This window comes from Erysipelatoclostridium sp. DFI.2.3, assembly GCF_019132535.1.
GTDB lineage: Bacteria > Bacillota_I > Bacilli_A > Erysipelotrichales > Erysipelotrichaceae > Clostridium_AQ > Clostridium_AQ innocuum.
The window spans coordinates 151,347-168,584 of record NZ_JAHOOJ010000001.1 but is presented as its reverse complement, the minus strand read 5'-3'; the positions used below and the strand labels follow the sequence as shown (position 1 = coordinate 168,584).

Sequence of the window (17,238 nt, the reverse complement as noted above, 5' to 3'; positions counted from 1 at the left end):
GATACCGCTGCAGTGATATCAAATTCCTCATGCTGCCGGATCGCATGTATAACATTGTTTACAGCCCTCAGCTGTTCCTGCTTTTCCTCCAGCTTTTGATTCAGCTACTTTTTATGTGTCATAAGCAGCTCCTTCAAACATTTTTCACTGCTGCCATGCAACAGCTGCTGAATCTGTTCCAGAGAAAACCCAAGTCCACGATAATAGCTGATACATTGCAGCCGCACTACATCTTCTTTATTATACATTCGATTTCCCTGTATCCTATCCGGATGCAGGAGTCCTTTTTCCTCATACAGACGAATCGCTTTTCTGCTTAAATGACAGCGTTCGCACACCTCATGAATCTGATACATATTCTTCACCTCTTCCCCTATTGTAGACTATTCCCCTGCGTCACCCGCAAGAGTTTTCAAAGAAAAAACCGCCATGTTTGCGGTTATCGTATTCCTATACCATCCTGCTTCTGTTTATATTGGGAATAGCGCAGAAACAGCAGCTCTGCCAATACAAAATACAGATTTGCCGCCTCATGCAGAATAAGATTGCCAATCATCACCTGTGAGGTTGTGATGTAGATGCTTTTCGTGCATTTATGAGCGAGCTCATTATTTTTCAGTCGCGTCATGGATATCGTTTTGATGCTTCTTAGACGAAGCTGAGAAGCAAACTCATTGATCAGCTCCCCTTCTCCGCGCAGGGAAATCAGAATCACAACATCATCACGGCTCAAGAAGGGCAGAACCATTTCCGTTTCCTTTTCGCCGGATAGAACATAGACAAATTCTCCGCAATATAAAAACATACGCTGCAGCTCCCTTGCCACAGAATCCTGCAAGGCTCCTGTTCCATATACGAATATGCGTCCAGAGTGATACAGCATTTCACAGATATCCGTGAAATCACGCTCCCGCAGCTCATCAATGGCGTATTTGCTTGTATCACATACATGCTCAATCAGATGCTCATCAATCACCATATCCCCGGATGGCCGGTTTTCCCAGCTCAGATATACCTTCAATTCACTGTATCCCTTCAGCGACAGCTTCTGGGCAAAGCGCAGGATCGTCGTTTTGGAAACATGGCAGCGCTGTGCAAGCTCAACGATAGACAGATTCTGACATTCCTTTCCATGCGCCTGTATATAGTCCCAAATGTACAGGTCATTGGAGGACAGCTCCTTATAATGCTGATTGACTAGCTCTGCAAGTTTCATGATCCTTCACCTCATTCTCTACGATTATATCATGAATTCCATCATAAACCAGCAATTCTGAAAAAGATCACAGCATTCCCACGCAGTTACAGCAAAAAAACACCCGTATGCATAAGCGTATGCAACCACGGGTGTTCTCTTCTATAATCTATAACATAAGTTTCAGATTCTTATTTTAATTCCGGCCAGTAATCCTTATTCGCCTCGATCAGATCATCCAGAATCGCTTTTGCGACGCTTGCACTTGGTACCATGCGACTCAGTGTCAGGGCCTGCCACAGCTTCTGATAGCTCTGTTCCGCCCATGCTTCCACAACCAGCTTTTCCACAGCGACCTGCTGCTCCATCAATCCCTTCTGGAACCGTGGAATATCCCCGATGCACAGCGCCTGCGGTCCATCGCTTCCCACCAGACAAGGCACCTCAACCATTGCAGTCGGGTCAAAGTTTTGTACAGCACCGTTGTTTTCCACAATCAGCAGCATTTTTTCCTTCGTATTGTATGCCAGTGCACATGCCAGATCGACAATATAGGATGCATGCTCATCAATATGCAGATCCGCTCCCTCACTGCTCTGTGCCTCTGCTATCTTGCGGCATTCTCCGAATACGAATTTTTCACGGCCATCCATAACCTGGTTGGCACGGGTATAGGCAGGATCGGTATGTTCCACTACATAATCCGGGTAGAAGTAATATTTCAGATAGGTGTTCGGCAGGGTATCCGGATCCAGTGCATAGACATCTCTTGCCTTGCGGAAGGTATCTGTCCAGCTGTCATCCGTGTGCTGATACATCTGTGCTTCCACACAGTATCCCTTTTCTTTGATATGTTCCTTTAATACAGGCATCAGATCATTTCCCGCATGATCCTTAATACTCGTCCACCATCCGAAATGGTTCAGTCCGTAATAGGAGATGTCCATATCCTTTCTGGAATCCAGATGCAGGATTTCCGCCATATGACGTTCAATGCCGATTGGCATATCACAGATATTGAGAATACGGGAATCCGGGCGCAGCTTTCTTGTCGCCTCCGCTACGATTGCGGCAGGATTGGAATAGTTCAGCATCCATGCCTGCGGTGAATATTTCTCCATGTAGTCAACCAGCTCCAGCATCGCACCGATGGAACGCATACCGTAAGCAATTCCTCCAGGTCCACAGGTTTCCTGTCCGACGACATTATATTTCATCGGTATTTTCTCATCCAGCTCACGCATTGCATATTTTCCCGCACGAATATGTGCCATGACGAAGTCTACATCCGTAAAGGCTGTTTCCGGATCGGTAGTTGCCAGAAAGCTAATCTCCGGATTCCGCTCACGAATCAGGACCTCGCATGCATCCGCAACAATTTTCTGACGATCTGCATCATTGTCATAGAACTTGATTGAACGAAGTGGAAAGCGGTCCAGATGGCTCAGCAGCATCAAAACGATGCCCGGTGTATAGGTGCTTCCTCCTCCTGCAATCAGTATTGAAAATTTCTTCATATCAGTATCCTCCTTTATCAGCCGTTGTTAAGGGCTGTCGTAATAAACTATACTCGTTATTCTCTTCCAAGCAGAAGCTCTGCCTGTTCTCTTACCTTTGGTACATCCAGACCGATGATGACCTGAATGGAGGTGCCGTTTTTCACAAGGCCGATTGCCCCGTATTTCTTAAACTCTTCCAGGCTCTGTACCGCCTTTTCATCCTTAACAAGCAGACGCAGGCGTGTCGCACAGTTGCTGATTTCCAGAATGTTGTCTCCACCGCCCAGTGCGGATAGTATGCCGTTTACATCAAAGCGGTCACTTCCGGTGCTCTTTTTCTCATCCTTTAATGCCTTGTACTCATCCTTTGTCAGCAGCTTGGCATCCTCATCCACCGCTTCTCGTCCCGGCGTTGCATAATTGAATTTCAGAATCATGAATTTGAATACAAAGTAGTAAATCGCGGTAAAGGCAATACCGATGACAAGCATCCAGACATACATCATTTCATGATTTTTAAACAGTGGTATCAGATTCAGGAAGATGATGTTGGGAATACCCTGACCGAAGTTTCCAATAACACCGAACAGTAACATGACCACCGCAAGCAGTGCGGACAGTACTGAATAGACAACGTACAGCACAGGCGCCACAAACAGGAAGGTGAATTCCAGCGGCTCAGTAATCCCGGTCATCATCGCTGTCAGACAGGCAGGCACCATCAGTGCGACAACCATCTTCCGTTTTTCCGGACGTGCTGTTTTATAGAAGGCAAGGGCAACACCGATGACACCGAAGATTTTCGCAAGCTCTCCATTGGAGAAGCCACCCAGCGGATACAGCTCAATCAGCGGCTTGGAGGAGTTAACAAAGTCCGGCAGATGCTGTGCCCAATAGGATATCGTACCACCATCCACAATGACGTTATCAAACAGAACCGGTGCATAGATAAAGTGATGAACACCGAATGGCAGCAGCAGCTTCTGTAACAGATTATATGTGAACAGACCGGCAGCACCACTCGCCTTGAAGAAGCCCTGCAAACCCAATAGGGCGGATTGTACATGCGGCCATACAAGTGCAATGAGGATTGCGACAGGAATCATGACGAAGAAGCCGATCATGACAACAAAGGCAGACCCCTTGAAGACACCGAGATAATCCGGAAGCTCCTTGTCATAAAATTTATTGTGCAGATAAATGGCAATACCCGCAATCAGGGTAGCTCCAATCATTCCGGTATCCAGCGTTTTGATACCGGCGATCATGGCAAGTCCACTGGTACCTCCCACCTCCGCGGCAAAGTCAAAGCCCAGTGAAGAACCGAACTGGTTTAAAAATTCACTGACAAAGTAGTTGAACGTGATATAGATCACAAAGGTTTCCATGCACGCTCTGGCATTCTGCTTTTTCGCAAGCGCAATCGGCAGGGAAACAGCGAACAGTACTGGCAGCTGATTGAATACCGTATTCGCACCGGCACTGATCATTGCCCAGAATTTGTACCATATAGACTCCGGATTCGCCAGATCCCCCATGATCTGCGGATTCATACAGGTCGTCGCAAGACCGACCATGATTCCGGCAAAGGCAAACAGCAGCACCGGTGTAAACATGGCCCCTCCAAATTTTTGAATCTTCTGTTTCATAACATCCTCCAATTCTCCCAATTACATGTAAAGGTTTTCATTAACACCGCTATTGTATCGTAAAAGGCTTACCATCCACAAGCAATCCAGTTCGTTTCGTTCCAAGGTGGCAGAAGTAGGAATTTTTCCCTTTTTACAGGAAATTTCCCAGAGAATCGTTTATGGGTCAGACGGTTATGGAGTGGCACCGGCAGCTATTGATGTTTACAGCGATTTTCATATCACACAGGTATATGAAAAACCGCAGATGATTTCTGCGGTTTTTCATAGATTCCCTATGTATTCGTATACTGATTATCTGCTTTTTGGAAATACGTGGCGCATCGCCTTGTATCCAACACCAACCAGAAAGGCAGTGGCAAGCAGAACGGACATCGTTTTTTGTGTCATGCATTCAGCCTCCTTTTGTTAATAACAGTATATCGTAGAATACTTATCCATACCATACGATTTCCTTACCCTTCCCTTACAGTTTTGTCATGCTTTTTCTTAACGTTTACGAAACATGTGGTTTCTTATGTCATTTCACTTCGGATAAGATGAAGAGACTGTCTGCTTGCTATCCTCCTGCAAAATACCAATCTGTAAAAAATAAAATTTCAGAAACAAATAATCACTACATAGTACCTACAATATCCGTATAGTATATGATTTCTTTTACTAAAGCTCTTGCGAACTCAATTTCACCTTGTGTGCTGCTTCCTATGTAATGATCAATATCCACAACAAGGATTGCATCGGAGATACGTATCCTTTCCTTATGCATGTCACCAAGCAGCTCCCTTTCTTCTCTTGTATACACAGCTATATCTGAATTTGTCGGATATACAATACTTAACATACAATTTCCCTGCAATGTCATTTCCTCTGTGATTTTCATAATCTCATTCCTGAATTTCAGACTCCCACATACCGTAATGATTTTCATGTTTTTTCACCTCGTTTTCGTTTTCATAAACTCTGCATTAAATGCTTTGCCTTCCATATTCTTATTTTGTTTTTTAACTCATCTTAACCGCAGAAATCTATTTAATTACTGTTTTTATATTATATCGATATATCCATTATATAACAATATCTGTTGTTTCAATAATGGTTACATAGGATGATCAGATACAATCTTTTGATGAATATCCTATTTGGGTATTCTTTGACCGATTTACTTCCGTGACATGAAGTGGTATCATACATAATAAAGAGGAAAAGGAGCACAGATTATGAACATACTTGTTATCAACGGAAGTCCGCATGTGAAAGGCACTTCTGCACTACTGATGGAAGAGTTTATACGGGGAGCACAGGAAAAAGGACATGAAATCCATGTGTTTCATGCCGCCAGAGAGGATGTCCATCCATGCATTGCCTGTGATACATGCCGTAAGACCGGTAACGGATGCGTGTTTAAGGATGGAATGGAAAAGCTGAATCCAATGCTTGCGGATGCAGAGCTGGTTGTGTTTGTAACACCATTGTATTATTTCGGAATGAGTGCACAGATCAAAGCCGTATTCGACCGCTTCTATGCGAACAATACTGCATTACGGGAACAGCAGAAAAAAACCATTGTATTAGCTACCTGCGGCGATACGGAGGACTGGACATTTGATGCATTAAAGCACCACTTTGAAGATGCTTTCCGCTATATGCGGTGGACATGCATCGGCAGTGTGTATGCATTGGGAATGTATGTCAGAGAGGATATTGAGCAATCTGATTATCCGAGAGAGGCGTACGAGCTGGGACGCAGCTTATAAAGATTTAAAAGGGTGAACACCATATAAAAATGGGTTACCCTTTTTTATATGATGTTTTGAATTATGCAACATCAAAATAAATATGTAAGTAAAAGAGATAACGAAACATTTAAAGAACGATTACAATGAATTAGCCTTGTATCTTTATTTGATCTAGCACCGTTTTATTTAATTGCTCCTCGAATTGCTGTATCCTTTTCATCATTGTTTCACAGGGTATGGATTCACCATAAATCATATTGCTCATCGCCTTATAATCCTTTCCAAAATATGCGATAGCATTTTCCTTCGGTACCAGTTTGCAGCCGCCTTGTAATACTAAATCATATCGTGCCCAATTACATGGATAAAACTTCTTTTTGAAGGATACCACTCCAGACGGACAGATATTCCATGCATACTTCTCAGCAAGCTTTTCTGCCATAGCATTTGCCGAAGGATATCCATATTCATGTAAAACATTACTGTAGTATGGGATAGTATAATATCCACTGATAAGCCGGTATATTTTATTACTGCTGTATAGTCTGTGAAGAGGCATTTTAACTGCATCCGGATTGCTTATATCATAGAAATCACTGTTTGTGAAAATAGTGCCTTTGGGGGAGTTTTTCATCCGTTCTTCCATTTTCATCATAAGATTTTCTCCCACAACACATCACTCCTTGTTACAAAAATTACATGCTTTTAGTAACAAAATTACAATAGGTATTGTATATAAATGATATCTTTGAACATTATGCAGATATTATCAATTCAAACCTGTGAATGACTGTCCATCATTTTTCGAGTTAAGTATTGAGCTATCGAAAAAAGTGGAAATTAAAGAAATTAAAAATTTCGATATGTTGTTCCTAAGTATGTCAAGTCTAATTTATCTATACGGATAATACACAAAAAAGTTCTTCTTTTGAGAAAAGAGGATTTTTTAAAATTAGGATATTTTCGGCCTTTTGTGATAATTCATTAATGTACTTTGTGGTATTCAATTAATGTACTTTGTGCTTTTTCGTTAATGTATTTTGCGGTATTTCATTAAAGTGATTTGTGCTTAGCTGTTCCTGTTGCTTATGACAGCTATAAGTGAAATACACATCCTCCATTTCACAGTAATCCGGCAAAGCGATATGCAATTCCATACCCTCTAAAAGAAATACCATTCCATCACGGTAAAAAAATCCCGGTCTCCATATGTACGCATACAAAAAAAGACCCCATCTCTTATGACAGAAATGGAATCCTTCTTCATACTTTCTTATTTCTCTTTTTGCTCACGATATGCTTTCGTAAACAATACCAGACGTAAAATCCCAACAATCAGCAATGCCCCACCGATCACCGACAACACGATCTGATCACTGTCGATACCATAATAGATAAAGAAACAGGAAATCAGACATACGAATATAGCTGTCAGTAATGCAGGCAGTACCGTTTTTGTTTGCAATTAGCTCACCTTCGTTCCGTTTGGCAGATCCTTAACAATCGTTACAATATCCAGATCATCCGCATTGCTGGCACACAGAATCATGCCCTGACTCTCTACACCACGCAGCTTGACCGGCTTCAGATTGGTCACAACGATGACCTTCTTTCCGACAACATCCTCTGGTGAAAAGCTTGCGGCAATACCACTGACAATCTGGCGGGTTTCCTCACCCAGATCAATCTGTTCCACCAATAATCTGTCCGCCTTTGGATGCTTTTCGGCAGAGATAATCGTTCCAACCTTCAGCTCCACCTTTGTAAAATCCTCGATTCCGATTTGTTCAACAGGTGCATCTTCTTTCTTCGCTTCTTTTTTATCCGCCTTCTTTGCGGCTTTTTCTTCCTTCTTGCGGTCTGCTTCCAGTGTTTCCATAAACTCCTTCGCATCAATTCGTGCAAACAGAATTTCCGGCTTTCCTTCCACTGTATGCCCGCATTCCAGCATTCCAAACTCCTTCAGGCTGTCTGCATCACGCTCGGATGTGCTCAGCTCCTCAAGAATTTTCTCAGCGGTTTCCGGCATATAGCTGCTCAGCAGTACGGCAGAGAAACGGATACATTCCAGCAGGTTATACAGAACAGTTGCCAGACGATCCTTCTTCGCTTCATCCTTGCCAAGCACCCATGGCGTCGTTTCATCAATATACTTGTTGCAGCGCTTCAGCAGGGTAAAGATTTCATCAATTGCTTCTCCGACATGCAGGGTTTCCATTTTCTTTTCCACACGCTTCGGCGTATCCAGAGCAAGAGCAATCAGCTCCTTGTCGATATCCTCCTGCTCCAGCGGATTGGAAATCACCCCGTTGAAGTATTTATTCTGCATGGAAATGGTACGGTTGACAAGATTTCCAAGAACATTGGCCAGATCAGAGTTTATACGCTCCACAACCAGATCCCAGGTAATCGTTCCATCCTGTGCAAACGGCATTTCATGCAGTACGAAATACCGCACGGCATCCACACCGAAGTAATGCACAAGCTCATCCGCATAGATGGCGTTTCCTTTGGATTTGGACATCTTTCCATCTCCAACCAGCAGCCATGGATGACCGAACACCTGCTTTGGTAGCTGCTCACCGAGTGCCATCAGCATAATCGGCCAGTAAATGGTATGGAAGCGCAGAATGTCCTTACCGATGATATGTACATCCGCAGGCCAGTATTTCTGATACAGCTCTCCATGGTTTCCATCAGCGTCAAAGCCCAGTGATGTGATATAGTTGCTTAGGGCATCAATCCAGACATAGACAACATGTCCCGGGTCGAAATCAACAGGAATACCCCATTTGAAGGATGTACGGGATACACACAGATCCTGCAGACCCGGCTTCAGGAAGTTGTTGATCATCTCATTCTTTCTGGATTCCGGCTGAATAAATTCCGGGTGATCCTCAATATGCTTGATCAGACGCGGTGCATATTTCTGTAGATTGAAAAAGTATGCTTCCTCACTTGCTTTTTCCACAGGACGCCCGCAATCCGGACATTTTCCGTCAACCAGCTGACTTTCCGTCCAGAAGGACTCACACGGCGTACAATATAAGCCCTCATAGGTGCTCTTGTAGATATCGCCCTGCTCATACAGCTTCTTAAAGATCTTCTGTACCTGCTTTTCGTGATAATCATCCGTCGTACGAATAAAGTAATCGTAGGATGTGTTCATCATATCAAAGTTTTTGCGCACAATTCCGGCAACTTTGTCGACAAATTCCTTCGGCGTTACACCGGCTTCCTTTGCCTTTTCCTCGATTTTCTGTCCATGCTCATCCGTACCTGTCTGGAAAAATACATCGTAGCCCTGCTGGCGCTTGTATCTTGCGATCGCATCTGTCAGTATGATTTCATACGTATTACCGATATGCGGTCTTCCCGATGTATAGGTAATCGCGGTTGTGATGTAGTATGGTTTTTTGTTCTTACATTCCTTACACATATTCATATCCTCCTTATATAAGAAAAAGCCCCCGCCAAAGGACGAAAGCTTCGTGTTACCACCTTTATTCATGCACGCATACACGTACACCTCATTTGCCGTTAACGCCGGCCTGCGGTTCTTCCTAATTATTCAGAAAAACGGTTCCAGGGCCATGTTCGCTTTTTCCTCATGAGAATTTACACCAGCCATTCTCTCTCTTCGCCTTGGATAAAAGCTACTCTTCCTGTCATTACCTTTGCAGTATCATTATATAGAATTCTTCCCGCAAAGACAAGGAAAAATACATAAAATAAAGGATTTCGCACAATAATGCATTGCCGAAACATCGCTCAGGGCCGCATGTCTCTATAAAAAGAGAAAGCTATTTGCAAGGTTTGTCCGTTTGGGAAATCACCATAGGAAAAACATACTGCTTTTCCGTTTATTGATAAATAACGGAAATGGCTGTATACCCGACGGGTGTGCGATCAAAAAGGGCATACATCAACAAAGGTGTATGACTTTCAAGAAACCGGAAATCATAGCATTTTACCATATCATATTTCATGTATCTATCGCTGTCAACCTGTGCTATACTATGAAAAAAGGAAGTGCATAGCATGAAGAAAATCGGACTGGCGCTGCTGTGTCTGCTGATGGCCTGCGGGGTATCCGCTATGGTACTGTACGGTATCTGGAATCAATACAATCCCACAGCGATTATCGGCAGCAGCATACAAACGGAAAACACGGATGTAAAGGAAGTCACCGAACAATGGTTTGATGAGTTTTTCAAGCAATATGAAGGACCTTTTGTCCCCTTTGAATTCCGTATCAGGGATAAAAAAGTAAAATCCATTGAAGTCTTAAACAAGGAAGAGGGCTTTGTACAGCTCGATTATGAATTCAGGCCCGCAAGCGATAACCCTTATGTTACATCCTACTATTCCGCTACCTTGCAGGAGAACGGCTGGTATGTGGCGCAGGTTGTATTACAGCTTGAGAAAACATTGAATGGATATACTGTAAAAAACAAAATGTCATCCGTACAGTATCAAATCCAGACAGATCCTTCCCTGCGCAAACCTCCAACCACGCATTACGCGATGGCTGACAGGAAGGAAACCTATGCATTCTCTCAAAATCAGCTGTATGTCACCTATGATGCAGGGAAAAGCTTTAACGAGGTTCCGGTACCCTATGAAGATATCGCAGGGACGAATAACAGTACCTACAATGAACTGCTTCCGGCACATGGATATATTGTAAGCAGGGACTTTACTGCCTTTGTTTGTTATGACGAAACCGGAAGCTACCTGCAATACAGTGAAGATATGGGAAAGACATGGGAAAAAAGCAGAATTATTTCAAGAACCTATCGTGGAGATACGCTTTATCTGTCAAAAACGGAAAACAGCTGCTATATCACACTGGCAACAGATCGTTCACTCGGTCATGAGTATTACAGCACGTTTAAAAGCAGCGATTTAAAAACCTGGAAGCAGCTGACTGGTGAAGTATTGAATGAGAAAAGAGACATTATCTTTCTTTCCGATGAAACTGCCTACATCGGCGCCGGAACGGATGAACAGGGAAATCCGCTTGTATACTATACAGAGGATGATGGAAATACGTATACCACACTGACAATCCCTGCTCATGAGGTGGAGATACTGGGCAGCAGCTTCAAGCCATTCGTTCAGATGGAATATGTTTATCAGGAGAGGGGAATAACCTATATGATCGTCGCTCAGGGTACAGACGGCGATTATATAAAGAATAATGCTCTTGTCAAGGGACGCTATAAATCAAAGGACGGCATCAATTTTACCTTTGATAAAGAAATCAGTGACTCGCCGACACTGGCAGGTTAGATAGGAGAACCGATATGAAAGCATATATAAGATATGGAAGCATTGCACTCATGATTGCATCCCTCATCCTTACAGGCTATCAAATGACCTGCGGAGCCGTACTGTTTATCTTTTACAATGACAATAAAACCGCCCTGCTTTATCTCCTCAGGGGAGGTCTTGCGGCCCTCATCTTCCTTCTGCTGTTTTATCAGAAGGAGCTGAAGCAACTGTACCTGAAGCATAAAGCAAATACGTCAGGCTCTCTGGAATAAACACCTGTATAGAAAAAAGCCTTTCTACTAGATATCAACACCGCTGTGAAGAACTTCATAGCCCGTGTCCTTACACCTGTAGAAAGGTTTTCTTTTTCTCTATGACAGGAAATCAGATGTAGCTATGCATCCATCAGGACAGCTTCAAGAATTCCCTTAACTCCTCCATTCGCTCATACTGACCATGTGCATCGAACGCTTTCTGAATCTCATCCATCGCAAGCTTACGCACCGCATAGGGATACGCCACACTGTTTTCCTTTTCAATATGACGTTCAAGCAGATCAATATATGCCTGAATGAAACCGATCAGACGTACACAGACCTTCTCAGTGACATCCTTCTTTAGCAGCTTCTTCATGGAGCGGATGTAATATCTTGCGAGATCATGCTCCACAAGCATTCCCTGTTCGACAAGGAGTTTCCCCTGCGGACTTGCCTGCTTCAAACGGCTGAACACCAGCTCCTCCTCCTTCTGATGATGAAAGACATCCGCATATTCCTGTAGATAATCAAGACAGTTTTTCAGCCATTCTCTGTCCACCTGCTTTGTCCGCAGTATGGATAGCGAGTATTCCTGCATGGCAGCCAGCAGGTGTGAAATCATTTCATGCTCATATTCCAGCTGTTCCACCCATGTACGGGACACAGCATCTTTATATAAAACTGCTTCCTTTGCATACTCCTCATATACATAGTCTGCCGGAAGCATTTTTTGAAGCAGCTGTTCCCGCTCCCACAGCCATAAGGAAGGATTTTGGTAATGCTGCAGCTGGGAATCATTCTTCCATACAATACGCGCATGTGTATCATCCTGCACTTCCATGATCAGGTTACGTTCACAGGGCATTCCATGAAGAAACAGTGCTTCGATCTGCTTCAGCAGCTGTGTCAGATCGCCATCCACTGTATGCCGCTGTCCAAAGCCTGCAATCACCTGCGCGGCAGCCTCTTTTCCCTGCTCATGTACAAGACGCTCACTTAACACAGCATGCTCGCACTGTACCTCTTTCATCATTTCCTGCAGGCTTTCATGAATGTTGTTTTCATCAATCAGATCCGTCAGCTGCAGCCTGTGACAGCGATGCTTCTGTTCCCTGTGCAACGCAATGCACAAGGCTTCATTCCATTCGCTTAGAAAACAGATGCGCTTATACAGCAGCTGATGAATTCCTCCCAGCCGCTTACTCATGACGGTACTCCCGTATGGCTGCGCACACCTCATCAACGTTCAGGGCATGCAGCTCACAGGCATCGCGTAAGGACTCAAACTGAGAGCTTGGACAACCCAGACAGTGGAAGCCTGCTTCATACAGCACATCCTCCATCCCCTCATCCAGCTTCAACAGCTCCGCCATCGTCATATCACCATAGGATGGTTCACGTTTCGTAATACCGAAATTCTCCATATCTTTTTCAACCTCCTGAATTGTTCTGATTCCATAGCTCTCCTTTAGCCACTGTACGACTTCAGGGCTCAAAAAGGCAGGCAGCGTCGGTCCCAGATGGATATTCTTCACGCCCAGATGCAGCAGTGCCAGCAATACGATGACCGCCTTCTGCTCATACCATGCAATGTTATAGAGGATTGGCAGCTCGTTGATATCCTGTAAGCCAAAGGCCTCCTTCAGTGCTTCTGCAATCAGTACCAGAGAATAGGAATCATTGCACTGTCCCGCATCCAGGACACGGGGAATCCCGTTGATCATTCCCAGATCAAGCTTCAGATAACGGTATTTTGCACATCCGGCTGTCAGAATCACCGTATCCTTTGGAAGTGCTCTGGCGAAATCGGTATAGTAGCTTCTGGTGCTGTGCCGGCCATCACAGCCCGCCATAACGATAAACTGCCGGATATCCCCGTTTTTTACGGCTTCCACGACTTGATCCTGTAACGCCATGACCTGTGCATGTGCAAAGCCGCCGATTACACTCCCTGTTTCCAGCTGCTGCGGTGCAGGACAGTGCTTCGCCAGTTCAATAATACAGCGGAAGTCCTTTCTTCCATTCACTGCTTCTATATGCTCAAGTCCGTCATATCCGACAACACCAGTTGTAAAGATACGCTGCCTGTAGCTGTCCCTTACCGGAATGATGCAGTTGGTTGTCATCAGAATCGGCCCGTTGAATGCTTCAAATTCCTCATTCTGTTTCCACCACGCATTTCCGTAATTCCCTTTGAAATGCTCATATTTCTTAAATTCCGGATAAGAATGCGCCGGCAGCATTTCCCCATGTGTATAAATATCGATTCCCTGTGAACGTGACTGTTCCAGCAGCTCCTTTAAGTCGTGCAGATCATGTCCGGATACCAGAATACCCGGACGGCTTCCTGTTTCCAGAGATACCGTGGTGATTTCCGGCTGACCATAGGTGGCTGTGTTTGCTTCATCCAGCAGTGCCATGCCCTGTACTCCCATCTCGCCGGTCTTATCAAGCAACGTCAGATACTCCTTTTGTTCGTGATCCTCCAGCAAATATACAAGGGTGCTGCGGACAAAGCTGCTTAGCTCTGCTTTCCGGAATCCCAGCACAGCTGCATGCGACAGATAGGCACACAGCCCCTTCAGTCCGTACAAAATAAGCTCCTGCAAGGAACGCACAGTCTCTTTTTGATTCTTCAGGCATCCCTCCCGTGTCAGCTCCTCCACAGATTTTCCGGTATATGTTTTTTCAATCGCCCTGCGGATATTCGCTGTGGAAAAGTTAGCATTCGTTATCGTCATGAACAGATTGTTCATAAGCTGTTCGTCCGATGCTGTATCATATAATGCGGCATACTGACTTGCCCGTATCAAGGCATCCTGCAGATTGGCGCACGCTGCACTTTTCCCGCACATGCCCTGTACGGTACATGCCGTCTCGTTCATCGTTTCCTGGCACTGAAAGCAAAACATTTCTTCCATATTACCGCTCTCCCTTCTGTATCAGCAGCATACGGCTGTTTGTGTCTGCACGCAGGGCATGTACAACAGATGCCGGAAGATGAACTGCCTCCATACCCTGTATTTCCTTTTCTTCTCCATCAACGGTGAATATAATACGTCCCTCCAATACGATTGCCAGCGCTGCCCGCGTACTCGTATGTTCCTGGATTTCCTCTCCCTGAGCCAGTGCAAACAGCGTTGTGCTTCCGTTTTGCGTCAGTACTTTCGACACGATAGCACCGTCCTGCATTCCTGCCATTTCCTGTATTGTTTCTGTTTTCACAGATATCGCCTCCTTGCTTACGAAGCAAGTATATCGCGCAGACAGAAAAAAAGCGGTAATCTATATTACCGTTTTAAAGTTTCCATGCTCATCAAGAACCAGAAGTCCGTCATCCACCATGCGATACAGCTCTCTGGAAAGAGCCGGTCGGCTGACACCGAGAAAGCTTGCCAGCTCATGGCGCTTCAACAGGACATCGGGATGCTGCTGCATATATTCCATGATTTTTTCACGCAGGCTGTCCTTCATTAACAGCTTCAGCTTCTGTGACAGCGTATATGCTTTTTGTGAAAGCATGACATTCAGATTCCGGCTGATTCGGGGAAACCGGTGCAGCACACTGCGGGGAATCATAAGCACCGTGCTTTTCTTCATCGCTTCCGCAGAAAAGGGAAGCTTTTCATCAATAAACAGATAAACCTCTGCAAAGCAGTCCATCGGCTCCCGTATGATGGTCAGAATATTGCGGGTACCGTCCGGTGTATCATCAAAAACACAAACCGCACCCTCCAGCAATACATACAAATATTTGGGCGTGTCTTCCTTATGGAAAATGATTTCCCGGCGCTGAAACGTTTTCGTGACAGACTGCGCCTTCAGCTCTGCGACCTCCTCCGGTTTCATCTGATCCAGAATATGCATCTGCTTCATGGCTTCACCTGCTTTCTCTGCTTTTATGCGGCAAATGCATTGCTTATTTTTATAACAAAGCGAAGATACCGGTATACTTCATCATAGCTGTCCTTCTGTATGCGTACCGTGCAATCCGATATCCGTGTCACGCCGTCCATGCGGGAAACAAAATCGGCATTGCGTTCATGATGAAAGGTGATATCCACACAATGTGGTTTTTTGGCATAGACAGGCGCTTGTCCACAATGTGCTTCCATGGATGAAACGGCACGCTCATAGCGTTCCTCCAGCATTTGCCAGCTGCAGGAAAGGGCACACTGGGAAGAGATTGCACGCTTGGTTTCCACATAAGCAAACGGCATCGGCAGTTCCTCCTTCAGCTGTTCCTTCAACAGATCATCGCCGCTGATGAGCACGATCGGAACACCATATTCCCAGGCAAGTCGGGCATTGATGCCGCTCTCTCCCATTTCCTCGCCGTCAACGCGGATGCTTCTCACCAAGGTTCCCCATATCGTGTGTGCCATGACGCCGCGGGTATTGCTGCGACAATGATATCCGACAAAGCATACACCGTCAAAGGTATCGTCCAGTCCCTCCATCATCCCATATTCCTTATAGGCACCATTGCTTACCACCATACAGGCACGCGGGTCCAGTCTTGATGCGCTCAGATTATCCATATTGCCATGACCGTCATTCACCACGACTTCCTCAGCTCCTGCCGTAAACAGCTTATCAATCAACAGGTTTACCTCCGAAATCATATTCGTGCGGTATTCCTCATACTCTGTGCCATTCTTCGCAGTATGTGCAAAGGCCCCGTTTCCCCAGATTCCTTCGATATCCGCAGAAATATACAGTTTTTTCATAGCTGCCTCCTGTTTATTCATATGCGTCATACTTCGCTGCATTTCCTCTGGCTTTTTCCACAGGATACTTCTTTTCATTCTTTTCCATTTTATCCAGAATGATGTCTTCCATATTCACCTGCAGCTTATCCGCGAGCTGCATACAGTAAATCATCACATCCGCAAGCTCCTCACACACCGCGCGATGTTCATATTTCTCCGGATCCCACTGAAAGCATTCCAGCAGCTCCCCTGCCTCTATGCAGATGGATTTTGCCAGATTATCCGGCGTATGAAACTGATCCCAATCGCGATCCTTTACAAAAGCTCTTACTCTTTCGATTGCTGTTTCCATAGTATACCTCTTTTCTTTATGTTCTATTGTCTTTTTGTGTAGTACAGCTTCTGCAGCTGTATGCATCCAGCGCTATTGTATCATATATCCTTACTGTCGTGTATTCCCAACACATACCGTTCTACGATATGCAGACCTTACAGTCTTTAACAGACCGTCTTGCAAGCTCATGAAGCTGACCCTCTGTGCCTGATTTTTAAACAATTAACAATCAGGGTGATCAACAGCAGCAGATACAGGAGCAGGACAAAACTGATAAGGAATAAAAATTCCAGCGGCCGACCATATCCCTTTGTCGTTATGATCCAGATCAGAAGCACAGCACATGCTATGTGGTTCATCCGCCCCCAGATGAAATAGCGTTTGTCGCATACCTTCTTCTTTTTCAGCATGGAAAGCGTCCCCACTGTCAGCATGATGGAAATCGCCAGTCCGTGCATAAAAATAGGTATCAGCGTGGCATTTTGGTTGAAATCTGTAAGATATAGGTTCATTGAATACCCCTTTCCTGTATCGTGTGCACGATAATGATAAATGTGTAAATTGCCTTTATCCGATGAG

At 44.8% G+C, this 17,238-nt stretch carries 18 protein-coding genes and 1 other annotated feature; of the genes, 3 read left to right on the top strand and 15 right to left on the bottom strand.

Features of this window, described 5'->3' with window-relative positions; all coding sequences use genetic code 11:
- Nucleotides 1-104 precede the first annotated feature (104 nt).
- The 5 genes from KSZ58_RS22440 to KSZ58_RS00870 all read right to left on the bottom strand — a co-directional run bounded on the left by KSZ58_RS22440 (nt 105) and on the right by KSZ58_RS00870 (nt 5,271).
- On the bottom strand, nt 105-356 hold the full coding sequence (locus tag KSZ58_RS22440) for a MerR family transcriptional regulator (RefSeq protein ID WP_009270222.1): 252 nt from the start codon (nt 354-356) through the stop codon (nt 105-107).
- Nucleotides 357-439: 83 nt separating this feature from the next.
- The gene (locus KSZ58_RS00885) at nt 440-1,216 is read right to left on the bottom strand and encodes a MurR/RpiR family transcriptional regulator (RefSeq protein ID WP_008818269.1); all 777 of its coding nucleotides are present in this window, start codon (nt 1,214-1,216) and stop codon (nt 440-442) included.
- A 170-nt stretch (nt 1,217-1,386) separates the two neighbouring features.
- Nucleotides 1,387-2,712: a 6-phospho-alpha-glucosidase gene (locus KSZ58_RS00880; protein ID WP_008818268.1), complete on the bottom strand. Its 1,326-nt coding sequence runs from the start codon at nt 2,710-2,712 to the stop codon at nt 1,387-1,389.
- Nucleotides 2,713-2,768: 56 nt separating this feature from the next.
- Complete coding sequence (locus KSZ58_RS00875; protein ID WP_217752579.1) at nt 2,769-4,343, bottom strand: alpha-glucoside-specific PTS transporter subunit IIBC; 1,575 nt, start codon at nt 4,341-4,343, stop codon at nt 2,769-2,771.
- A 616-nt stretch (nt 4,344-4,959) separates the two neighbouring features.
- Nucleotides 4,960-5,271 carry a hypothetical protein gene (locus tag KSZ58_RS00870; protein WP_009270220.1) on the bottom strand — a complete coding sequence of 104 codons (312 nt, stop codon included), beginning with the start codon at nt 5,269-5,271 and terminating at the stop codon, nt 4,960-4,962.
- 289 nt (nt 5,272-5,560) lie between these two features.
- Between KSZ58_RS00870 and KSZ58_RS00865 the strand changes: the two genes are divergently transcribed.
- Nucleotides 5,561-6,097: a flavodoxin family protein gene (locus KSZ58_RS00865; protein ID WP_002607006.1), complete on the top strand. Its 537-nt coding sequence runs from the start codon at nt 5,561-5,563 to the stop codon at nt 6,095-6,097.
- Nucleotides 6,098-6,227: 130 nt separating this feature from the next.
- On the opposite strand, the gene KSZ58_RS00860 is transcribed toward KSZ58_RS00865, so the two are convergent.
- From KSZ58_RS00860 to metG, 3 genes are all read right to left on the bottom strand, one after another.
- Nucleotides 6,228-6,734 (bottom strand): DUF6088 family protein, encoded by a 507-nt coding sequence (locus KSZ58_RS00860; RefSeq protein ID WP_002607005.1) that lies wholly within the window; start codon nt 6,732-6,734, stop codon nt 6,228-6,230.
- Between the two features lie 618 nt (nt 6,735-7,352).
- Nucleotides 7,353-7,544, bottom strand: coding sequence for a hypothetical protein (locus KSZ58_RS00855; protein ID WP_009588146.1), 192 nt, complete (start codon nt 7,542-7,544; stop codon nt 7,353-7,355).
- Nucleotides 7,545-9,518, bottom strand: a complete 1,974-nt coding sequence (gene metG, locus KSZ58_RS00850; protein WP_009270219.1) for a methionine--tRNA ligase — start codon at nt 9,516-9,518, stop codon at nt 7,545-7,547.
- A 34-nt stretch (nt 9,519-9,552) separates the two neighbouring features.
- Nucleotides 9,553-9,760 (bottom strand) — a binding site (T-box leader).
- Nucleotides 9,761-10,120: 360 nt separating this feature from the next.
- Between metG and KSZ58_RS00845 the strand changes: the two genes are divergently transcribed.
- Both KSZ58_RS00845 and KSZ58_RS00840 read left to right on the top strand, forming a co-directional pair.
- Nucleotides 10,121-11,374 (top strand): hypothetical protein, encoded by a 1,254-nt coding sequence (locus KSZ58_RS00845; protein ID WP_009270218.1) that lies wholly within the window; start codon nt 10,121-10,123, stop codon nt 11,372-11,374.
- A 14-nt stretch (nt 11,375-11,388) separates the two neighbouring features.
- Nucleotides 11,389-11,628, top strand: a complete 240-nt coding sequence (locus KSZ58_RS00840; protein ID WP_008818263.1) for a hypothetical protein — start codon at nt 11,389-11,391, stop codon at nt 11,626-11,628.
- Nucleotides 11,629-11,761: 133 nt separating this feature from the next.
- On the opposite strand, the gene KSZ58_RS00835 is transcribed toward KSZ58_RS00840, so the two are convergent.
- From KSZ58_RS00835 to KSZ58_RS00805, 7 genes are all read right to left on the bottom strand, one after another.
- Nucleotides 11,762-12,820 (bottom strand): hemerythrin domain-containing protein, encoded by a 1,059-nt coding sequence (locus KSZ58_RS00835; RefSeq protein ID WP_009270217.1) that lies wholly within the window; start codon nt 12,818-12,820, stop codon nt 11,762-11,764.
- On the bottom strand, nt 12,813-14,534 hold the full coding sequence (hcp, locus tag KSZ58_RS00830; RefSeq protein WP_009270216.1) for a hydroxylamine reductase: 1,722 nt from the start codon (nt 14,532-14,534) through the stop codon (nt 12,813-12,815). The genes KSZ58_RS00835 and hcp overlap by 8 nt, the downstream gene beginning before the upstream one ends.
- 1 nt (nt 14,535) lies before the next feature.
- Complete coding sequence (locus tag KSZ58_RS00825) at nt 14,536-14,838, bottom strand: cupin domain-containing protein (RefSeq protein ID WP_002606999.1); 303 nt, start codon at nt 14,836-14,838, stop codon at nt 14,536-14,538.
- Nucleotides 14,839-14,898: 60 nt separating this feature from the next.
- Nucleotides 14,899-15,489, bottom strand: coding sequence for a Crp/Fnr family transcriptional regulator (locus tag KSZ58_RS00820; protein ID WP_002606998.1), 591 nt, complete (start codon nt 15,487-15,489; stop codon nt 14,899-14,901).
- 23 nt (nt 15,490-15,512) lie between these two features.
- On the bottom strand, nt 15,513-16,343 hold the full coding sequence (locus tag KSZ58_RS00815; RefSeq protein ID WP_002606997.1) for a M55 family metallopeptidase: 831 nt from the start codon (nt 16,341-16,343) through the stop codon (nt 15,513-15,515).
- A gap of 13 nt (nt 16,344-16,356) precedes the next feature.
- Nucleotides 16,357-16,677 (bottom strand): nucleotide pyrophosphohydrolase, encoded by a 321-nt coding sequence (locus KSZ58_RS00810; protein ID WP_002606996.1) that lies wholly within the window; start codon nt 16,675-16,677, stop codon nt 16,357-16,359.
- Between the two features lie 167 nt (nt 16,678-16,844).
- Nucleotides 16,845-17,171, bottom strand: coding sequence for a hypothetical protein (locus tag KSZ58_RS00805; RefSeq protein ID WP_008727975.1), 327 nt, complete (start codon nt 17,169-17,171; stop codon nt 16,845-16,847).
- Between the last annotated feature and the right edge of the window lie 67 nt (nt 17,172-17,238).